General features: G+C 47.7%; 14 protein-coding genes. 8 read left to right on the forward strand and 6 right to left on the reverse strand.

All coding sequences use genetic code 11. The annotated features are described in order from the left end of the window. Positions 1-5: 5 nt before the first annotated feature. Positions 6-1,532, forward strand: a complete 1,527-nt coding sequence (locus tag ISR87_00625) for a glucose-6-phosphate dehydrogenase (GenBank protein MBL7023929.1) — start codon at positions 6-8, stop codon at positions 1,530-1,532. Next, a complete protein-coding gene (pgl, locus tag ISR87_00630; protein ID MBL7023930.1) occupies positions 1,533-2,252 on the forward strand; it encodes a 6-phosphogluconolactonase in 720 nt (239 codons plus the stop codon). Here the strand turns inward: pgl and ISR87_00635 are convergent, their stop codons facing one another. From ISR87_00635 to ISR87_00645, 3 genes are all read right to left on the reverse strand, one after another. Continuing rightward, positions 2,253-2,894 carry a DNA-3-methyladenine glycosylase 2 family protein gene (locus ISR87_00635; protein MBL7023931.1) on the reverse strand — a complete coding sequence of 214 codons (642 nt, stop codon included), beginning with the start codon at positions 2,892-2,894 and terminating at the stop codon, positions 2,253-2,255. It abuts the gene before it with no gap. Positions 2,895-2,958: 64 nt separating this feature from the next. Beyond that, positions 2,959-3,408, reverse strand: a complete 450-nt coding sequence (locus ISR87_00640; protein ID MBL7023932.1) for a hypothetical protein — start codon at positions 3,406-3,408, stop codon at positions 2,959-2,961. Between the two features lie 11 nt (positions 3,409-3,419). Next, complete coding sequence (locus ISR87_00645; GenBank protein MBL7023933.1) at positions 3,420-4,502, reverse strand: alpha/beta fold hydrolase; 1,083 nt, start codon at positions 4,500-4,502, stop codon at positions 3,420-3,422. Positions 4,503-4,694: 192 nt separating this feature from the next. On the opposite strand from ISR87_00645, the gene ISR87_00650 reads away from it, so the two are divergent. Next, complete coding sequence (locus ISR87_00650) at positions 4,695-5,435, forward strand: hypothetical protein (GenBank protein MBL7023934.1); 741 nt, start codon at positions 4,695-4,697, stop codon at positions 5,433-5,435. Positions 5,436-5,554: 119 nt separating this feature from the next. Here the strand turns inward: ISR87_00650 and ISR87_00655 are convergent, their stop codons facing one another. Beyond that, positions 5,555-7,060: a family 20 glycosylhydrolase gene (locus tag ISR87_00655; protein ID MBL7023935.1), complete on the reverse strand. Its 1,506-nt coding sequence runs from the start codon at positions 7,058-7,060 to the stop codon at positions 5,555-5,557. A 164-nt stretch (positions 7,061-7,224) separates the two neighbouring features. Next, on the reverse strand, positions 7,225-8,688 hold the full coding sequence (locus tag ISR87_00660; GenBank protein ID MBL7023936.1) for a hypothetical protein: 1,464 nt from the start codon (positions 8,686-8,688) through the stop codon (positions 7,225-7,227). A 533-nt stretch (positions 8,689-9,221) separates the two neighbouring features. Here ISR87_00660 and ISR87_00665 point away from each other — a divergent pair. The 5 genes from ISR87_00665 to ISR87_00685 all read left to right on the forward strand — a co-directional run bounded on the left by ISR87_00665 (position 9,222) and on the right by ISR87_00685 (position 17,783). Further along, positions 9,222-10,100 carry a nitroreductase gene (locus ISR87_00665; protein ID MBL7023937.1) on the forward strand — a complete coding sequence of 293 codons (879 nt, stop codon included), beginning with the start codon at positions 9,222-9,224 and terminating at the stop codon, positions 10,098-10,100. A 229-nt stretch (positions 10,101-10,329) separates the two neighbouring features. Then, positions 10,330-13,317: an amidohydrolase family protein gene (locus ISR87_00670; protein MBL7023938.1), complete on the forward strand. Its 2,988-nt coding sequence runs from the start codon at positions 10,330-10,332 to the stop codon at positions 13,315-13,317. Then, positions 13,314-14,630, forward strand: coding sequence for an amidohydrolase family protein (locus ISR87_00675; GenBank protein MBL7023939.1), 1,317 nt, complete (start codon positions 13,314-13,316; stop codon positions 14,628-14,630). The genes ISR87_00670 and ISR87_00675 overlap by 4 nt, the downstream gene beginning before the upstream one ends. Before the next feature lie 146 nt (positions 14,631-14,776). After that, a complete protein-coding gene (locus ISR87_00680) occupies positions 14,777-16,195 on the forward strand; it encodes an MFS transporter (protein ID MBL7023940.1) in 1,419 nt (472 codons plus the stop codon). A gap of 229 nt (positions 16,196-16,424) precedes the next feature. After that, positions 16,425-17,783, forward strand: coding sequence for an MFS transporter (locus tag ISR87_00685; protein MBL7023941.1), 1,359 nt, complete (start codon positions 16,425-16,427; stop codon positions 17,781-17,783). Positions 17,784-17,990: 207 nt separating this feature from the next. Here ISR87_00685 and ISR87_00690 read toward each other — a convergent pair whose 3' ends face one another. Continuing rightward, the gene (locus ISR87_00690) at positions 17,991-18,515 is read right to left on the reverse strand and encodes a hypothetical protein (protein ID MBL7023942.1); all 525 of its coding nucleotides are present in this window, start codon (positions 18,513-18,515) and stop codon (positions 17,991-17,993) included. Between the last annotated feature and the right edge of the window lie 222 nt (positions 18,516-18,737).

The following is an 18,737-nucleotide window of genomic DNA, read 5'->3' on the forward strand; positions in this document are numbered from 1 at the left end:
AGTCCATGAGAATACCTGACCCATTTACTTTGATCATTTTTGGCGGAACGGGAGATTTGTCCCACCGTAAACTTTTTCCAGCCCTGTTTAAGCTCTATCAACAAAAGCGCCTGGCTGAAACCTTTGAAATAATAGGGCTTGGGCGCAGAGCACTTTCCGATGAAACCTTCAGATTAAAAATCAGCACTTCATTGCTATCTGAAAGCGAGCACCCCTCAGAATCTGACCAAGTCAAAACCTTTTTGGAACATATCCATTTTCAAGGCCTGGATATGGGGAAATCATCCGATTACAAACGCCTGCGAACTCGCTTGCACAGCTTCGAAGAACCTGTCCAGAAAAATATCCTTTTCTATCTGGCCACAGCCCCCACTTTCTTTGCTCCCGTTGCCCGGGAGTTGGCAGCTCTGAACCTGAATCAGGAAATCTCTGAAAGCACCTGGCGCCGTATCATCCTGGAAAAACCCTTTGGGACGGATTTGGAAAGTGCCAATCTGCTCAACACTGAACTCCTCCAGTGCTTTGAGGAGCATCAGATCTACCGCATCGATCATTATCTGGGAAAGGAATCAGTTCAGAATATTCTGGCCTTCAGGTTTGCCAATGGACTCTTTCTACCCCTCTGGAATCGACGGCACATCCATCGCGTGGAAGTCACAGCCGCCGAGAGTCTGGGTGTTGAAGATCGGGGGGGCTATTATGATCAGTCCGGAGCCATGCGTGACATGATTCAAAATCATCTCCTTCAGCTGCTGGCCGTGATTGCCATGGAACCACCCAATCATTTTGACCCGGATTCCATTCGTGATGAGAAAGCCAAGGTGTTAAAAGCTCTACGACCCATTCACGGAGCCGATATTCATGACCAGGTCATCCGAGGCCAGTACATCGGTTCCAAAATTCGTGGTGATGTTGTTCCCGGCTATCGCGATGAAGTCAATGTGGATCCCAAATCCTCCCGGGAAACTTTTGTGGCCATTAAAGCCTTTATTGACAATGAGAGGTGGCAAGGGGTTCCTTTTTATATCCGCACGGGTAAACGACTGCCTACCCGGGTCAGCGAAGTGGTCATCCATTTTAATGGTCCAGGACACCAACTGTTTCACGATAAATCCGCTGAACATATAGGCGAGAATCAACTGGTCCTGCGTATCCAACCAGATGAGGGCGTGTTATTGAAATTTGGGCTCAAAGTACCGGGAGCTGGTTTCAAAATTGCTCCAGTGGGTATGGATTTTCATTATTCAGATCTGAACGAAGATGCCCTTCCCGAAGCTTATGAGCGGCTGATTCTGGACGCCCTGGTTGGCGACAACACTCTGTATGCCAGAGCCGATGCCGTCCAAGCTGCCTGGAAATTTGTGGATCCCATCCTGGACTACTGGCAAAAACATCCCAACACCAAACTTTATGGCTATCCAGCTGGTACCTGGGGACCGCCTGAGACGCTAAAACTCTTTGAAAATAGTGAGGAAGATTGGCGCTATCCCTGTAAAAACTTGAGCAACGACGATAGCTACTGTGAGTTATAAATGCAGCTATTGAATATTTCACCTGATCTGGACCAGCTTAACATCAGCCTGGCAGCTGCCATGGTTGCTGAGTTGGAGCGGGTGGAGGCAGCAGGAATGAAGCCTTTGACCCTGGCTATTTCAGGCGGCAGAACCCCTCTTGGCTTATTGGCTCATCTGGTGGAAAACTATTCTCACTCACCCATCTGGAAACAACTCGACCTTCTCTGGGTAGATGAACGTCATGTTCCTTTTGATGACCCCGATAGCAATTATGGCAATGCCCGTCCCTTTATTGAAGCCCTGGGCATCCGTCCCAATCATATCCACCCCATGGGTCGTCAACCGGACACAGCTCTGGCAGCCCGGGAATACCATGAATTTCTGATTCAACTTGGAAGTCAGAGACCTCAGGGAGTAGCCCTTTTTGATTTAATGCTTCTGGGTCTGGGACCTGATGGTCATGTGGCGTCCCTCTTTCCTGGAACTGAGCACACCCAAGATATAGAATTATGCAAAGCCACCATTCAGCCGGAATCGGGACAAGCCCGTATCAGCTTGACGCTGGCAGCTTTAAACAGCACGAATTGTTGTATTTTTATGGCCAGCGGGGTTGGCAAAGCTGACATCATTTCACGGGTTTACCAGGCATTGCCAAATCCCGAACTACCGGCCTCCCTGATTGCTCCCCGTCATAAACCCATCTGGTTCATAGACAGGGTAGCAGCCAGTCTCCTCTAATTAACCCTCGTCCCACTCAAAAGCTTCATCCACAACCTTCCACATATACCAGGAGGCAATGGAACGATACGGTTTCCAATGCTCAGTCAGCGCCAGCATTTCATCAGAGACAGGTAAATGATCAAGCTCAAAAAAGGACTGCATCCCGTTTTTAATACCCTGATCATTCAAGGGCAGGACATCCAGTCGTGCCAGTGTAAAAATCATAAACATATCCGCTGTCCACTGCCCCACACCACGAATACTGGTCAACTTCTCTGATACCTCAATATCTGAAAGATGGTCAATGGTCTTTCCCAAAAATTCATGATCTAGAAAGGCATGCCCGATTCCAGTGACATATTCCGATTTACGCTGGGAAAGACCAGCCGCTCTGAGGGGGTCAATTTCGGTTTGTGACAATACCCGGGGAGAGGGAAACTCGGAATCAGGAAAAATGGCCAAAAAACGATTAAATATGGCGCGAGCCGCCTTGCCGCTAATCTGTTGAAATATGATTGAACGAACCAGGGCCTGAAAGGGATCACCGCCCCGTTCCAAACGAGGTGGTCCAAAGGTATCTATGAGAGTTTTGAGGCGCTGGTCTGATACGGAGAGTTGCTCACAACCCAGGGCAATCTGTGCTGATAACTGACTATTCATAAATCCTTCCCAGGAGGGGTTGTTTAAACAAAACCATCATCAAAGAATGAATTGCTTCTCATGCTTAAATCAATGGAAAAACAGCCAGGAGCATCCAGCTCACAAACAGGGCACCGCTCAGGGCAAAGATCCAACTGCCCCGCTGTACCAGATTGGGTATCACATGAAACAGAAGCACCAGGGGGAAGACCGGGAGGAGCAACATCAAAAACCCCAGAGACGGGCTCAATTTAACGGCTAGGATCAAGCTCCCAAACAGCGTCAGGCTATGGCCTGCCCACCAGATCAATCGACTGCCACCACGGCTAAAACTACTTAGCGTGCCCAATAGCCAACACCAGGGCAATATTCCAAGGGCAACCAGGGGCCATAAGATCAGACGCTTGGGGATCAGTAACCAGGGAAGCCAGACACCCCCGCCAGTTAACCCAATTCCCAACCACACCGCTGTAAATATCAATACAGCATTGATTATCTCATGTTTGTTAGGCCTTATTATTTCTGATTTTAGCATGAAAACACCAATCAGGCAGCCACCAGAAACCAGAGGATCAAATAGCCCCCGGCACGAATCCCAAACAAGGTGTTTAAGGGGAGTCCCATGAGACCGGCCAACCATAAAAGCAGGGTCGCACTGACGGCACTGCCCAGCATGATCAGGATACGTCTATGGAAAGCCATGTGTTTGCCGGGGAGGATTATGGTGTGGCGGGGAATAACCGTCGATGCCAACACCAGGGTCCCCATGACCACCAGCACAAACCACAGTAAACGTCTATCTATATAAGGTTTAGCCCCTTCCTGAATACCAAAGGTGCTGTCAAGCCAACTCAAGGCTCGCGCGTGGGTTGCCGGAGCAAAAAGAATGGAGATATGCTCCACGCCGGGAATAATCTGAAAGTCCCGGGCACTCCCAGAAGCCAGATCGCCCCCTACACCGCCAGCCTCAGCAAGACGATTTCTGGCATTTTCCACAAAATCGGGCTCCAATTGTCCAGCCATAAGCAATAGATTTTTAGGCAATTCCGGGGTAACCGGGGTCCTCACCGGGGATATGGCAATGGTTGCCTGCGTGGCGGGATGGGTTTGACCAAATCGTAAGGCTGCTGCTGTGCCCATGGAATGACCCACAATGGCCACCCGACTCGTATCGATTTGTTCGTATTCACTGACTGCCACCAGAACCGTTTCCACATTATCCAGCAACCAGGGACTGTAAATATCCTCCTGCATGGGTTGAGGGTTTCCGGCATGTCCATCAAAATCCCAGGTCACCACCACATAGCCAGCATGAGCAAACTTCAACGCCATCCCTTTCATGATGGTCCCGGATCCAGCCAATCCATGGGCCACCAGAACCAGGGGCCGCTTACCGGAGCCAAAATTTTCAAGGTGGATAATTTCATATGGCAACCCCGAGCGACTACCTGATTCAATCACCAGCCCGCTTCTGGACTTCTTGAGCTGCCACAGGGACACGGCAAAAAGCAGCACGCCCAGGAGAGCTATGCTCATTCTCAGCTTGTTCGGTTTCAGAAAAGTTATTGCTGCCTCCACATTAGATCCTTGAGCATAATCGAAAACATCGCGGGGTCTCCGAATTTCCATGAGTGCTTTCATTGTCTACTACAATTGATTCTCATTGGATTTACTTCATTCCGCTAGCAAATCAAATAATTAATGGTAAGGAATATTGCTTAAACCACCCCTTTAAAGAGACATATCGCCTCTTACAGAATTTGTTTCTCCACCAGGACCTGGCATCAGATATTAGAGGGCATTGAAAAGATGGTCTGGCTTATGAGCAGAAATAAATTCATGACACCCCATATTAAACTTTCATTTCTGGTGACATTCCTCGCTTCGTGTGGTCTTTTTGAACCGGATACTGGCATCTCTGAATCCTATACCTTTGAAAGTACTGCCATTGGCGCCACCGGGGTTGCAGCTGTGTATTATCCTGAAGACTACACCTCAAGCACAGCGGTTATTTATCTGTTGAATGGGTGGGGCACTGATGCTTTCGCCTGGGAAACCGGAATTGATCTGGCCATGGAAGCCCATAAGCGGGACATCATGTTTGTCTCTTTAAGTGCCGGTAGCAATCTCTATATGAACAACAGCTCCATCCCCAATAAGAATTATGAAGATTATGTTCTGGAAATCGTTGAGGGTGTGGAGAATGAATATGGTTTGGAGGTCGAACATACCCACAGGGCGCTTTGCGGTATATCCAATGGTGGTGGCGGTGCGATTTATCTCATGAGTCGATACCCCAATCTGTTTTCTGCCTGCGGTTCACTCAGCGGGACCTATTACAACCAAATCAATTTTAACAATCTCCGCAGTCATGGGATACGCATTGATGTAGGAACTGATGATGGAATTTTGAGAGAGCTGCAACGCTTGCATAACAAGCTCACGGATGATCGCATCAGTCATGACTATTATGAGCATGCCGGAGACCATGATTGGGATTTCTGGAAGAAATATTGTCCAGACCAATTCGATTTTTTGGAGAATTGGATGTCCACTGATTGAGATTGTTGAAGTCACACCAATGCAAAGCTGCATACACTTCGGACATTTCAAAACTTCGATACCGTGACCTGTCTACGCTAAATGCTACTGCAAGCCAGGCATGCTACATATCGAGGTCATTAGCTTGCACCGGCTTGCGCTAGTTTCTTCAGAACCACCAGCAGATATGAACTCTCCAGATTGGAAAATTTGGCGGTGAACTTTTGGGGATCATCAGCATAGCGACCCTGGTCCCATTCAGCATCTACAGCTGCAATCACCCGTTCCAGCTCCGCTTGCCACTGAGATTCTATTGCAGCATCACCAGTAGGATCATGCATGATCAGCAGACCCTGACTGATCACCTGCACTACACGAGCGGACAACTGCATGGAAGCCAATATCTCAAGGTTTTTCACCGGTTGGTCTTGAGGGAATTGACTGACCAGTTTTTGCGCGAGTTGGTTCACGCCCTCCAGCTCGCTGATCTTTTCAGGTTCATCAGAGAGGTCGTAGTGGTTGTTGGTGATGGCAGTGTAGGCTTTACGATCCAGATGTAGACCAGGCCACTGGCTAAGATACTCATGTAGCTCATCACTGAGGGGTATACCAAAAACATTTTCCGCAAAGCGTTTGTGAAAGGCGCGGAGATCAAACTCGCCAGGATGATTTATGAGATCGGCGCTATAGGCAATCCCATACCACATGGAATTCTGTAGATAACGCATAGGCAACCAGATGGTGTTGATGAGCCCCGGGGACAGGCCCTGCTCTACAGCCACAGCCAGTTCCCGAGTATTGTCCAGAGCTGGCTGGGTGGGCAGCACCCGGAGACGATAACAAGCCAGGGATGGAGCCATAAGGATATCCTCATATCCCATCTGGATCAGTTTGGAGAGGTGATCAGGTGAATAATTCGGTTCATAATTCCACTCCATAAGGACCACGTCTTTACGTAGCTTTTGGGCAATGTCTTGATTTTTCACCAGGTGGTCATCCCAGATCATGGGGGTTTTGCCCAGGTCATGCACCTGACCGATGAGATGATTGACATAATCCGTCCAGACCGTGGCTTCATCCAGATCCAGGCTTTCATACAGGCTGTTGAGCTTGACCTCATCGCAACCCAGATGGATAAATTTGGAAGGAAACAGTCCTACAACTTCCTGAATCAGATCCTCCATGAGCTGGGTGGTTTCCAGATGGAGTGGATTGATGGCATGGAAGACCAGTTTGCCGGATTTCTGACCCACATAGAGATGTTCATAATCGGGATGATCGGTGAGGTACCGGGTATGTCCAAAGACTTCGAGTTCGGGGATGATCTCGATTCCCCGTCTGTTGGCATGGGCAATCAGTTGCTTAATCTCAGCAGGAGTAAAGGCTCTGGGGTGGGCTAGTTTTTCAAAACCAGGAAGCTGGATGGAGAGCCCGTGATCATCGGAAAAATGCAGCACCAGTGTATTCATGCCCCACTCCGCCATAAAATCAATCAGGCGATGATAATAGTCGTGTTGTTCCATGAGGCGGGCACAGTCGATCATGATCCCGTTACGCAGGGGCTTGTCCTGAACCCGCGGTTGACAGCTCATGACAAGGAGGACCAGACCAAGAAATACAAACAGGGGCAGGAGGGTTTTCATCATGATGCCTCACTTTTTACGACGGACGAGTGACTGGACCAAATAAAATAGTTCAAATTTGGATATCACGAGAGATAATTGTTCTGTCGATGCCGGTTACAAAAAAGGGCTCCCAGCGGGAACCCTTTTTTGTAACCTTTGCCCTCTCAGGGTCTAAAAGTAATGACCTATTGTGGACCTGCTGAGGGACAGCAACTATAGTATTCTATATCGCCATAATATCCTGCCTTTGTATAACGATAGGTATCACTACCAAATGCACTAGCTCCAACAAGTGTATTGGAACCACTTGTTGCATCCACGGTGAGTACAGCATGCGCTTTCACAATGAATAAATCTGCGCAGGTTAAGCCAGTATCTGCAAATGGAATCGTGATGGTATAATTATCGGCCGGTAGATCGGTAGCCACAATATAAGAGTTAGCATTATAAGCTGAAGGATCACCAAAGTTTCTAAATGTGGGGTTTATCTCCAGGTGAACCTCACCCAAATCAGCCTCATCATTGGTGTCAAAGGTGATATACAGATTGTCTTCATCGTTGGCTATGGAAACTAAGCCTGCATCCAGACCAGTACTTGCATACAGCGTTTCGCTGGTACCACAGTCAGATAGGATTAAAGCCAGGTAGAATCCGAAGTTAACCTGTGACTCATCTCCCACCAGATTGGCCAGTATATAACCTCCTGCATTTTCATCTGCTTCAAAATCACCAGCTGGCGTATCAGAAATCACGGTGTAATCGAGACCGGTCTGGAGGTGTTCAAAAAGGTATGATCCATCAGCAGCTGTGACCGTAGTATAAAGGTTACCATCACTTCCACTTGCTGTGACAGTCAGGCCTTCAAAACCAGCATCGCCGACATCAAAACCGCCTGAGCTGTTGACATCTTCATAGACGTTACCAGATATAGACGCGAAACAACTAGACGTATAGCTTAGATAACTCCACCATTTTTTCCCAGCCTCCTCAAAACAGGCAGGCGAGGCGGCGTCACCAGCATAGGCACGCATGGTGTGGTGGTGACCGTGTCCATGATGACTATTTCCGTGATGATCACAATCCTCGTCTTCATCCTCGTCTTCACCATCATCTTCGTTATCATCTTCGTCATCATCTTCGTCATCATCTTCAGCGATGCATTTAACTTTTGCATCAGCAGTAATGTAAAAGCTACCATCACAAAAAGTCTCAGCGGGAATCACAGCTGTGTAGGTAAAAGCATTGATGTGATTTGCAGAATAATCAGCGTGACCGGGCGAGGGTCGTTTGTTGGATATATCATCCAGACTGGTCCAGACAAAAACATGGATTTTTTCCAGCTCAACGGTTTCATCTGTGGTATAGGTGACGTAAACATTCTCATCATCATTGGTGATGCTGACTGTACCGACATCAATATTTTTATCAGCCCACAGGGTGTAGTTGTAAACACCAAAATCTGAATTCAACTCATTTAAACCTGCAAATTCACCCTCTGCTGGACAGGGGATATTATCATGGCCACCACCTTGATGTTTGGCCAGCGAGTTGTCGCCAAAATCACTGTTTTGTGGATCCACGACATTCTCACAACTGAGTAACCCAAATATTGAAACAACGGAAATTAAACCGATTAGAAATTTTTTCATTTTTAAAGCTCCTCGCTAAACTATTTACAAAATAAGCTCCGAAATATAATTGATAAAAATCCGGTGACAAGTGAGCTTAATCAACTCCTCAATCTGTCATAAAAAGAAAAAACATGAGGCACAAGCCCTCAAACTCCCAAGAGCTCAACTGACAATCGGAAAATAATGGAGACCATATTAATCTCTTTTCTTGTAATATGCCTTGCTGTGGTTCGTTTTGCTGAAATTATTATTCAATTCTGAGCATTTAGGAAAAGTAGGGTAAATGGACTCAAACTGAGTTGAGTGCCACCACGGGTCAGTAATTTCAATGCTTTGGGTATCACAAAAAATCCTGCTTCAAAAAATGACTGCCAGTATTTTTAGTACCGCTATGGCTAGCGACGATGGTTTTTGGGAGAAACGAATTGTCATGGAAAGTTATCAGGCTTTCCCCCATCCCGCTGACGCTACCTTTCATTTCGAGTATTATTTTTGTCCATGGGAATTCCTGTGAGACGTTGATATTGTCACGGGCAATCACAGAAGCATAATTGGACCAACCCAGGAGCAAACGAATCACTCAAATAATGAATCAAACTGCCTCAGATCTTATTCAATTGAGGACCTCCTGGCGCAGCTGCACAGGTATGCCCATCCCCCATGAAAAACTATCTCTCCTGGACGAGTTTGTAAGGAGCAAATCCCAGGGTGTTTTCGGAGATTCAGTTCGATTTGAATTGGTGGCAGCCAGGTCTGGTGATTCGAATGAATTAAAAGGACTGGGGACCTATGGCTTTATTCGCGGTGCCAGCGGGTTTGTTGTGGGTGCGGTGGACAAGCAAATCAACAATCTGGAAGATTATGGCTTTTTAATGGAAGATATTGTCCTCTTCGCTACGAACCTGGGTCTGGCGACCTGCTGGTTGGGTGGATCCTTTCAGAAGGATAACTTTTCAGCAAGAATCAATATTCAGGATCATGAAGTGGTCCCTGCAGTTGTGTCTGTGGGCATAGGGGCAGATAGCAGAAATCTTGTTGATCGGGTCATCCGCAATGTTGCTGGATCAAAAAAACGTCTGCCCTGGAATCAGCTCTTCTTTGAAACTGATTGCCGCACCCCGCTGTCTCGAGCTAAAGCACAAAAATTTGGTGAAGTGTTTGACATGGTTCGCCTCAGTCCTTCAGCTTCCAACAAGCAGCCCTGGAGAATTGTGATGGATGGTAACAGTTTTCATCTCTTTCTAAAGCGAACAAGTGGATATCGTAAACCCATGTTTAGTGACCTTCAGAGAATCGATATGGGAATTGCCATGTCGCATCTTGAAGCTGTTGCAAGGGAGCTCAATTTTGATGGAAACTGGGAACGCTCTGAGGTTTCTTTCAAACATCCTGATAGTTGGGAATACAACATTACCTGGGTTGGTGTGTAATTTTTCCAGTTATTTCATCAAGGCTATTTTGATGGCCCGGCGCTGTTAATCCGCAGCCACTCCATTCTATCACATAACAACTTCAAGCTGCTTCTTTTTGCAAGTCTTGTGTTGGTCAAGTAAATACATGTTATAGATTAAGTGGTTTACTGACAGGGGATCCATCCAGTGATCCTCTCAAATCATTTCGCGTAACATGACATAACAAAGCTCAGGCTTTGGGGGTATTATGAAAAATTCCATCCTCTTGGTAATACTAACGACGGTGTTGTTAGGTCAGACAGAACCGCTCAAAGATCTCATGCACGTCAATCCTCGGGTTTTCGTGCTTCAAAATGCCGTTGTTCATATAGAACCAGGACAGTCCATATCCAATGCCTCCATTGTTATCAGAGATGGTATTATCCTGGAGGTAGGCACCAAGGTCAATGTGCCAGAGGATGCGGCTATAATAGATATGGACGGGGATCATATCTATGCCGGGTTTATTGATGCCTGGGTTGATGTGGACTCTATGGATTTACAGCAATCCCACCGATCTCACTGGATAGATGTGGTTCATCCAGAGTGGGTTGCTTCTGACAGTTATACCCCTGATGACAGGTCAGTGAAGGAACGCAGGAAGCTTGGCTTCACCCAGCTCCATACCGGATTGACAAAAGGTATTTTTCGCGGACAATCCTCGCTTATTGACATGGATGGATCAGCCTCCATCACTATCCCGGCTGTGAGTCAGGTACTGGATTTTTATACCCGGGATAGAGGTGAAGATGGATACCCCGAGGCCCTCCTGGGGACCATTGCTGTAATGCGCCAAACACTCTATGATGCTGAATGGTATGAAAAAGCTCAGAAAATCTACACCAGACACCCAGATAAGAACGAACAGCCCACAGCAGACCTCGCCCTGGCCACCCTGGCTGAAGCTCGTTCCCAGGGGATCCCATTTTTATTCAGGACTGCCCATGAAACAGCTGCCCAGCGCGCTATTGACATTTCAAATGAATTTGACCTGAAACTCTGGCTCATCGGTTCCGGGTATGAATATAGACGTTTGTCTGAAATAGCAGAGGCTAACCCCTTTATCATTTTGCCGTTAAACTTCCCCGGTAAACCCGATGTCACACAACCCTATCGTGCAGATCAGTATACCACGGAGCAACTTAAACACTGGGACATGGCACCAGATAACGCACAAAAGCTGGTCAATTCAGGGGTTGAAATTGCATTCACATCACATGGCCTGGAAGATCTGAAGCAGTTTCGAAAAAATCTCGTAATGGCCATAGAACGGGGACTCACTGAAACCGCCGCCCTGGCAGCACTCACAACCACTCCTGCCAAACATTTTGGACTGGCCAAAACCCACGGCAAAATCAAGGCAGGCTATCAGGCTAATTTTGTAGTGGTTCGTGGAAACTATTTTGAGGCCTCCAATCCCGTGCAGTCCATCTGGGTCAGAGGCTCCAGATATGATATAGATCTCAACTTCGATGATGAATTTGATGGCCTCTGGGATTTTTCTCTGGAGGAAATGCATGGAGAACTGACCATCAAGGCGAGCCCTTTTAAAACCTCAGGAAGTATCAAGCTGGATACCACCACTATCTCTCTGGATAATCTAAAACTGGATGGCTCACAGATCTCCTGGAGTACCGAGCTACCAAACACCACCCCTGGAATGATCAGATTCAAGGGTTTCTGGACCGATGAAAAACTTTCAGGTGTTGCACTTTATCCAGATGGCAAGGAACATGAGTGGATGGCGTCAAATCATACTGCCGCAGCTCCACAAATTGATACCTCAACTGTTTTGTCCAGCGAACTAAAATTGAGCTTCCCCGAAGGGGCTTTTGGGTTTGAACAACTTCCCCAACAACCCAGCTTTCTTTTTATTAATGATGCCACACTATGGACATCCGGCCCTCAAGGGATTATTGAGAAGGGTGACCTGCTGATCCAGAAGGGCAAAATCAAGAAGGTTGGCACTGACCTGACACCTCCCAGGGGCGCTATGATCATTGAAGCGAATGGTAAGTTTGTTACACCCGGGCTTATCGATTCACACAGCCATACTGCTGCAGCATCTGTGAATGAGGGTTCACAAAGCATCACCTCAGAGGTGCGTATCCAGGATGTTCTCGATCCAGACGACATCAGTATCTATAGAGAGCTGGCCGGCGGTCTCACCACTATTCAAGTCTTGCACGGATCAGCCAACACCATTGGCGGCCAGAACTCTGTGATCAAATTGCGCTGGGGATCAGATGCACATGATTTGATCATGAAACGAGCTCCCCAGGGACTCAAATTCGCACTGGGTGAAAATGTAAAGCAGTCCAACTGGGGTGATAAAAACGTCACCCGCTATCCCCAGACCCGTATGGGTGTGGAGCAGATTTTGAGAGATGGATTCACGCGCGCCCGGGACTATAAGACCAATCTGGAGAACTATTCAAAAAGATCGCTCTGGCGCAAGACCCTCACTCCTCCACGTCGTAATCTGGAACTGGATCCACTGGTTGAAGTCCTGGAGGGCACACGCCGGGTACATGTCCACTCCTACCGCCAGGATGAGATCCTCATGATGCTTCGCGTGGCTGAGGATTTTGGATTCACAGTCACCAACATGGAGCATGTGCTGGAGGGCTACAAAGTTGCCGATGAAATGGCGCGACATGGAGCTGGAGCTGCTACCTTTTCAGATTGGTGGGCTTATAAATTTGAGGTCTACGATGCCATTCCCTATAATGCAGCGCTTATGCAGAATGCCGGGGTGCTGGTTTCCTTTAAGAGCGATTCAGATGAACTGGCACGACGCATGAATCTGGAAGCCGCCAAGGGGATTAAATATGGTGGTATGACGGAGATTGAGGCCCTGAATACAGTGACCATCAATCCTGCGAAGCAATTAAAGATCGATAAATGGGTGGGGTCACTTGAAGAAGGCAAGGATGCTGATTTTGCGGTCTGGAGCCACTCCCCCCTTTCAACTCAGGCCGTCTGTGAACAAACCTGGGTGGATGGAAAGCCTTATTTCAGTCTGGAGCAGAATGCAGAATTGCTGGCTCATGACAAGCAGCTTCGTCTGGATATCATCCAGAAAATTCTGACTACCAAAGATGAAGACAGGCAAGGTGCATCAGCTGACCCGGAGAACCATAAATATCAACGGGCCGATCGAGATAACCAGGCCTGGGAAGGAGGTGCCAGATGAAACGAATCTTGTACCTATTCCTGATATTGATGACATACATCTGGGCTTCGGATCAGATTCCAGCAGCTCCTCAAACCAAACCTATCCTCATCAAACATGGAACCTTGCATACCGTTTCCCATGGTGTTTTGGATGGTTTTGATCTTTTATTTGAGCGGGGCCTGATTACCCGCATAGAAAAGGACATCGCTCCTACTGCTGAAATGGAAATCATCGATGCTTGCGGGCTACATATTTATCCCGGGTTGATAGCTGGTGTATCTGCATTGGGGCTGGTTGAGATCTCTGCAGTACGAGCCACCCTTGATTATGATGAAGTAGGAGATATAACTCCAGAAGTGCGGGCCAACGTGAGCTACAACCCGGATTCCGAATCCATACCCGTCACCCGCTCCAATGGGGTGCTGTTTGTGAATGTAGTCCCCCGCGGTGGTCTGGTGCCAGGACAATCATCACTCATGATGATGGATGGCTGGACCTGGGAAAATGCCACCGTCCAGCATCCAACGGCCATGCATATCAACTGGCCAGACATGTCCATCGATCTGAGTCCCAAAGCCAAGGTTAAGGCTTCAACTCAGGAGGAAAAGCGACGCCAGCGGCTTAAGGATCTGGATGATACGATTGACCAGGTCAGACGCTATGAAGTGAGTCAGAAGGGTGCATCAAAAACCAGTGCCCATGACCTGCGCATGGAAGCCTTGATCCCATATATCAGGGGTGAAAAACCATTTTTTGTGCATGCCAGTGAAAGTCGTCAGATAGAAGCAGCAGTGAGGTGGTCCAAAAGGCAGGGGTTAAAAGTCGTCATCGTGGGTGGCGGAGATGTTGGCCAACTTGCTGGTCTTTTAAAGGAAAACCATATCCCGGTGGTTGTTGAGGGAACTTTGAAGCTTCCCAGACGACGTAACAGCAACTATACCGAATCCTATGATTTACCAGCCCGACTGTATGAAGCTGGTGTGAATTTTTGTATTTCTACTGATGGGAGTGGTTTTGCAGCACCACAGGTCAGGGATCTACCCAACCACGCAGCCATGGCAGCGGCATTTGGTCTTCCAACGGAAGTAGCTTTGCGCGCCATTACGCTTTCTGCCGCCGAGATATTGGGAGTTGGCGATCGCATTGGATCTCTGGATGTTGGCAAGGAGGCATCTCTGTTCATTGCATCAGGTGATATCCTGGAGATCACGTCACTCGTTGAGCAAGCTTTCATACACGGCACAAAAACCGACATGAATGACCGTCATAAAACCCTATACAAGAAGTATGAGGAAAAGTATAAGCAGTTGGGGAGTGTGAAAGAAAAATAAAGAGCCGCCTTAAATCCTGTGTTTTTTGTGTGAAACTCAAAGGGCAATCACCATAACTGGTACAAGATTAATCTGGCGGTTATAAATAATTTCCTTATCTCTAGCCCCTGAAGACTGAGTTTACGGCAACGTGAGGGAATAGGGATTTGACCGCTAGCAGCAAATACAAGCAAGCTTTAAAACACTCTATCTCTGAGGGCAAGTGGTGGTCAGTGATGTGGGGGTTTGGGGACTCCTTTCTACCTGCCTTTGCTGTACTCCTGAAAGCCACGACTACTCAGCTCGGTCTGCTGGTTTCCATTCCCCAGCTCTTTGCCGCCATTATCCAACTCAGCGCCATTCGGATTGAAAGCAATCAGGTATCGCGCAAGTCTATGCTCCTTGGGACGACCCTGCTCCAGGGCATGGCCTGGTTCACCATTTTTCTACTACCCTGGTCCACAGGCAGTGTACCTGTCCTCATTGCCCTGGCCACCCTTTACGCAGGTTTAGGAGCCATGGGGCTTCCGTTCTGGGTTTCCTGGATGGGTGATCTTGTGCCAGAGGAGACCAGGGGGACTTATTTCGGGCAACGTAATCGCATTATTGGTGTGGTGACTTTCCTCGCATTGGCCGTTGCCGGGGTAATTTTAAATTTAACTTCTAAATGGAATGCCATGTTGGGCTTTGGATTGTTGTTTTTTATTGCCGGTGCTGCACGGCTCTATTCAGCCCGTTATTTCAAACTCCAATATGAACCGGAACTTCAGCTAAAACCCACGGACAGCTATGGTTTCATGGATTTTATTCGAGGGATGGGCAAGAGCTCCTTTGGGATGTTTACCATTTTTGTCTCTCTCATGAATGTGGCGGTCTTTATTTCAGGTCCCCTCATGGTAGCCTACTGGTTGACTTTTTTGAACTTTAGCTATTTGCAAATGACCTTGCTCATGGGCGCCATTTCGGTGAGCTCCTTTCTCATGATCAGTCACTGGGGCAAACATGTGGATGAATACGGCAATCGCAACATCCTGGAAGTCACCAGTATCATCATCACCCTCTTTCCCCTGCTCTGGTACCTCATCCATTTTCTGGATGGGCCCCTGGTGTTTTATATGGCCCTGGCGATCCAGATCCTGGGTGGCCTGGCCTGGAGTGGCTATAACCTGACACTTGGGAACTATATCTATGACGCCATTGATCCTGGCAATCGTTTGAGAATGACCAGCTATCACAATCTGTTTAAGGGTTTTGGGGTAGTAATTGGGGGTCTTCTGGCGGGATTTCTCTCCAGTATACCTGTGACCAACGTCTGGATTAGCAGTCATATCCTGCCCAGCGGGATTATGATCAGTTTTCTGGTCTCTTCGGCTGCACGCATGTTGGTGATCAAGGTGTTCATGCCGCGCATCAAAGAGATACGTCTCACAGGTAAGACCCGCCCACCCCTCTACTATTTTGTTGCTGTCATGCCTTTCCGGGGACTCAAAGCCGATCTGGTGGTTGGGATCAACCGCACCATCCAAAAGCGTCGTCGGGAGCGAAGCGGTTTTACATCTAGCTCTCAAGCCGAATCCCTGATATAGGATCAGGATTCATTCTTGGTTGCCTCTTATGGCAGACCGCTTGTGTTCAGGCTAAAAAACAAATCAATTGCAGCTTGTTCCAACGCGCTTTCCACATATCTTTGACTTTTCAATCATTTAATTTTCCATTGAGTTGCAGTGTTGTGTCGGCGTTTTCGTTTATCACAATACAGACAGTATTTTAGAAAACGTCCCTGAAATTATTCAAAACAGCTTTCGAGGAGACGCCATGGTTCATCACATTTCTTTAAAACACAAAATTGGATACGGCATCGGTGATATAGGGAGCAATATCTTTATTGTGAGCACGGGGATGTTTCTGCTCTTCTTTCTGACCAATGTCCTGGGCGTGGAACCGGCGTTGGCTGGTCTGGCTCTCCTTTTCCCCAAGCTCTGGGATGTGATCTCGGATCCCATCATGGGCGCTATTTCTGATGCAACCCACTCCCGCTGGGGACGTCGTAGACCCTATCTTCTGTATGCGGCTCTTCCTTTTGGACTGGTCTTCTTTCTGCTGTTTATCGCACCTCATACCCAGTCTCAATTCACCACGGCTATCTGGGTCGGTTCTCTGTTCGCCCTGAGTTGTACAGTCTTTACTGTTTACAATATTCCTTATTCTGCCATGGTTGCAGAAATGACCGATGATTACAACGAACGCATGTCTGTTACCTCCTTCAGGATGGTGGGCTCAACAATCGGTGTCCTCCTGGCTGGCGGCCTGGCCATGCCTCTGGTGGATCTGGGCGGCGGTGGTGAGGCAGGTTTCCGCCTTATGGGGCTCATCTTTGGTATCCTGATCAGTCTTTTCTGTGTGTTGGCATTCTGGGGGACCAGGGGCACGCGGATGATTCAAGTGGAAAAAGCAAGCATATCCGTGAAAGAGCAGCTGAAGATTGCCTTCCGCAACACGCCCTTCAAACGGCTCATGACCATGTATGCTCTACAATCCCTGGCTATCGGAATCCTCATGGCCGGGCAAATCTATTATGTTAAATATGTCATGGGTATGCCGGACGCTCAGGTGGGAATGGTCTCGGCGGTCCTGTTCATCACAGCCATTGTATTTATTCCGGTCTGGGTCAAGATCGGCGTCAAGATGGGTAAAATCCGAGCCTATAAATTTGGAATCGCCATCCTGGTGATCATGCTCTTTTCTCTACTTTTCACCCAGCCACACCAGACCCTGTTGTTTTTTATACAGATGTTCCTTCTGGGGATCGGGTTTTCCAGTTTTCAGCTCTTCCCCTTCTCCATGCTGCCGGACACTATTGAATTTGATGAATTCCAATCCAGGATGCGTCGTGAAGGCGTCTTCTCCGGCGTGTGGGCCAGTGGTCAGAAGACAGCCTATGCCGTGGGTCCCAGCCTCATCGGATTTACACTTTCATTGACAGGCTTTGTGGTGACTGGAGATCAGCCGGACAGCGTGGTATGGGGTATCCGCGTGATCTTCTGTGTGGCCACAGCGGGATTATTTTTGCTCAGTCTGATTCCATTCAAGTATTATGATCTCACCGAGAGCCGCTTTGCTGAGATTAAGGCAGAGATCAAATCTGCTGCTGTGGAGAATCCTGAAAAGAGCTGAAAGAACACGTTTTCCAGATCTGCACTGGCAAACGCGCGAGCAGCAGAACGTCTGATCTATTTTGCATAAGGGTATTGCCTTAATAATACATTTGCTATATCTGGCTATAGCCTGTTGAAATATGTGCTCAAAAAATCATTATCATTTGGTCAGATCGTAGGAAATGGCTGCTGGGTCTGAAAATTGTTTTCTTGTAGTGATTAGCGCTTAATTGTTCTCAGAACTTGTTGTATCTGCGGTGAACAGCCTGCTAACAGGGACAGGCAGTAATGCAGTACCACTCACTGAATAGAAAGCGGCGGATTTGTTAAAGAAATAATCGGCTTGAAGGGCACCTAAAAGCCAACCCCAGCCCTTGAGGTGGGTATATACCTGAACATCACCTGACTCCCGGTGAGTTACCCAGGCTGCGCCAAGGCCAATACCCGGCCAGAAGGGGATTTCTCCGGCAGACATCTGGGCATCTATATATTTGAGTGTTCTCAACTTGGATTTTCTAAAACCCGCGGTAACACCGACAACGGGTCCTCTCATGTTACCCCAAGCTAATCCATCTCCTTCTTCGAATTTGAAGGTCCCCACGCTGATCTGGCCTCCCCAAGTAAAGCCATCACCGAAGGCATAGCCAAGACTCATCCCAGGTGACAGATAAATCTCAGTTGTTGATGCTTTTGAATAAAGCTGTGCTTGAATAATTACGATGAACAAGGCTATGAGGGCAAGCTTATGCATATATATTCTTTCATTATTTTTGTTTTGAGCTGGTGATCTAAGACAAGTTTAGATCTTCGGTCGTCTCTGTTTTTGTTGAGGCACAATCGAGTAGGAGGATAGGGATTAATTCCCTATCCGTCCTCTCACACCACCCTGCGTACGGTTCCGTACAGGGCGGTTCCTTAATTTACACCTTAACATTTCGGTAATAATCCGTGAAAAAGAGGTATCCAGCTTCTT

The organism is Candidatus Neomarinimicrobiota bacterium, assembly GCA_016784545.1.
Lineage (GTDB): Bacteria > Fidelibacterota > UBA8477 > UBA8477 > JABMPR01 > JABMPR01.

Excerpts from the sequence above, each read along its gene's own strand:
- ISR87_00675 (MBL7023939.1), top strand. The coding sequence starts at position 13,314 with ATGAAACGAATCTTGTACCTATTCCTGATATTGATGACATACATCTGG.
- ISR87_00640 (MBL7023932.1), bottom strand. The coding sequence starts at position 3,408 with ATGCTAAAATCAGAAATAATAAGGCCTAACAAACATGAGATAATCAAT.
- ISR87_00635 (MBL7023931.1), bottom strand. The coding sequence starts at position 2,894 with ATGAATAGTCAGTTATCAGCACAGATTGCCCTGGGTTGTGAGCAACTC.
- ISR87_00690 (MBL7023942.1), bottom strand. The coding sequence starts at position 18,515 with ATGCATAAGCTTGCCCTCATAGCCTTGTTCATCGTAATTATTCAAGCA.
- ISR87_00660 (MBL7023936.1), bottom strand. The coding sequence starts at position 8,688 with ATGAAAAAATTTCTAATCGGTTTAATTTCCGTTGTTTCAATATTTGGG.
- ISR87_00645 (MBL7023933.1), bottom strand. The coding sequence starts at position 4,502 with ATGGAAATTCGGAGACCCCGCGATGTTTTCGATTATGCTCAAGGATCT.
- ISR87_00670 (MBL7023938.1), top strand. The coding sequence starts at position 10,330 with ATGAAAAATTCCATCCTCTTGGTAATACTAACGACGGTGTTGTTAGGT.
- ISR87_00685 (MBL7023941.1), top strand. The coding sequence starts at position 16,425 with ATGGTTCATCACATTTCTTTAAAACACAAAATTGGATACGGCATCGGT.
- ISR87_00655 (MBL7023935.1), bottom strand. The coding sequence starts at position 7,060 with ATGATGAAAACCCTCCTGCCCCTGTTTGTATTTCTTGGTCTGGTCCTC.
- ISR87_00625 (MBL7023929.1), top strand. The coding sequence starts at position 6 with ATGAGAATACCTGACCCATTTACTTTGATCATTTTTGGCGGAACGGGA.
- ISR87_00650 (MBL7023934.1), top strand. The coding sequence starts at position 4,695 with ATGAGCAGAAATAAATTCATGACACCCCATATTAAACTTTCATTTCTG.
- pgl (MBL7023930.1), top strand. The coding sequence starts at position 1,533 with ATGCAGCTATTGAATATTTCACCTGATCTGGACCAGCTTAACATCAGC.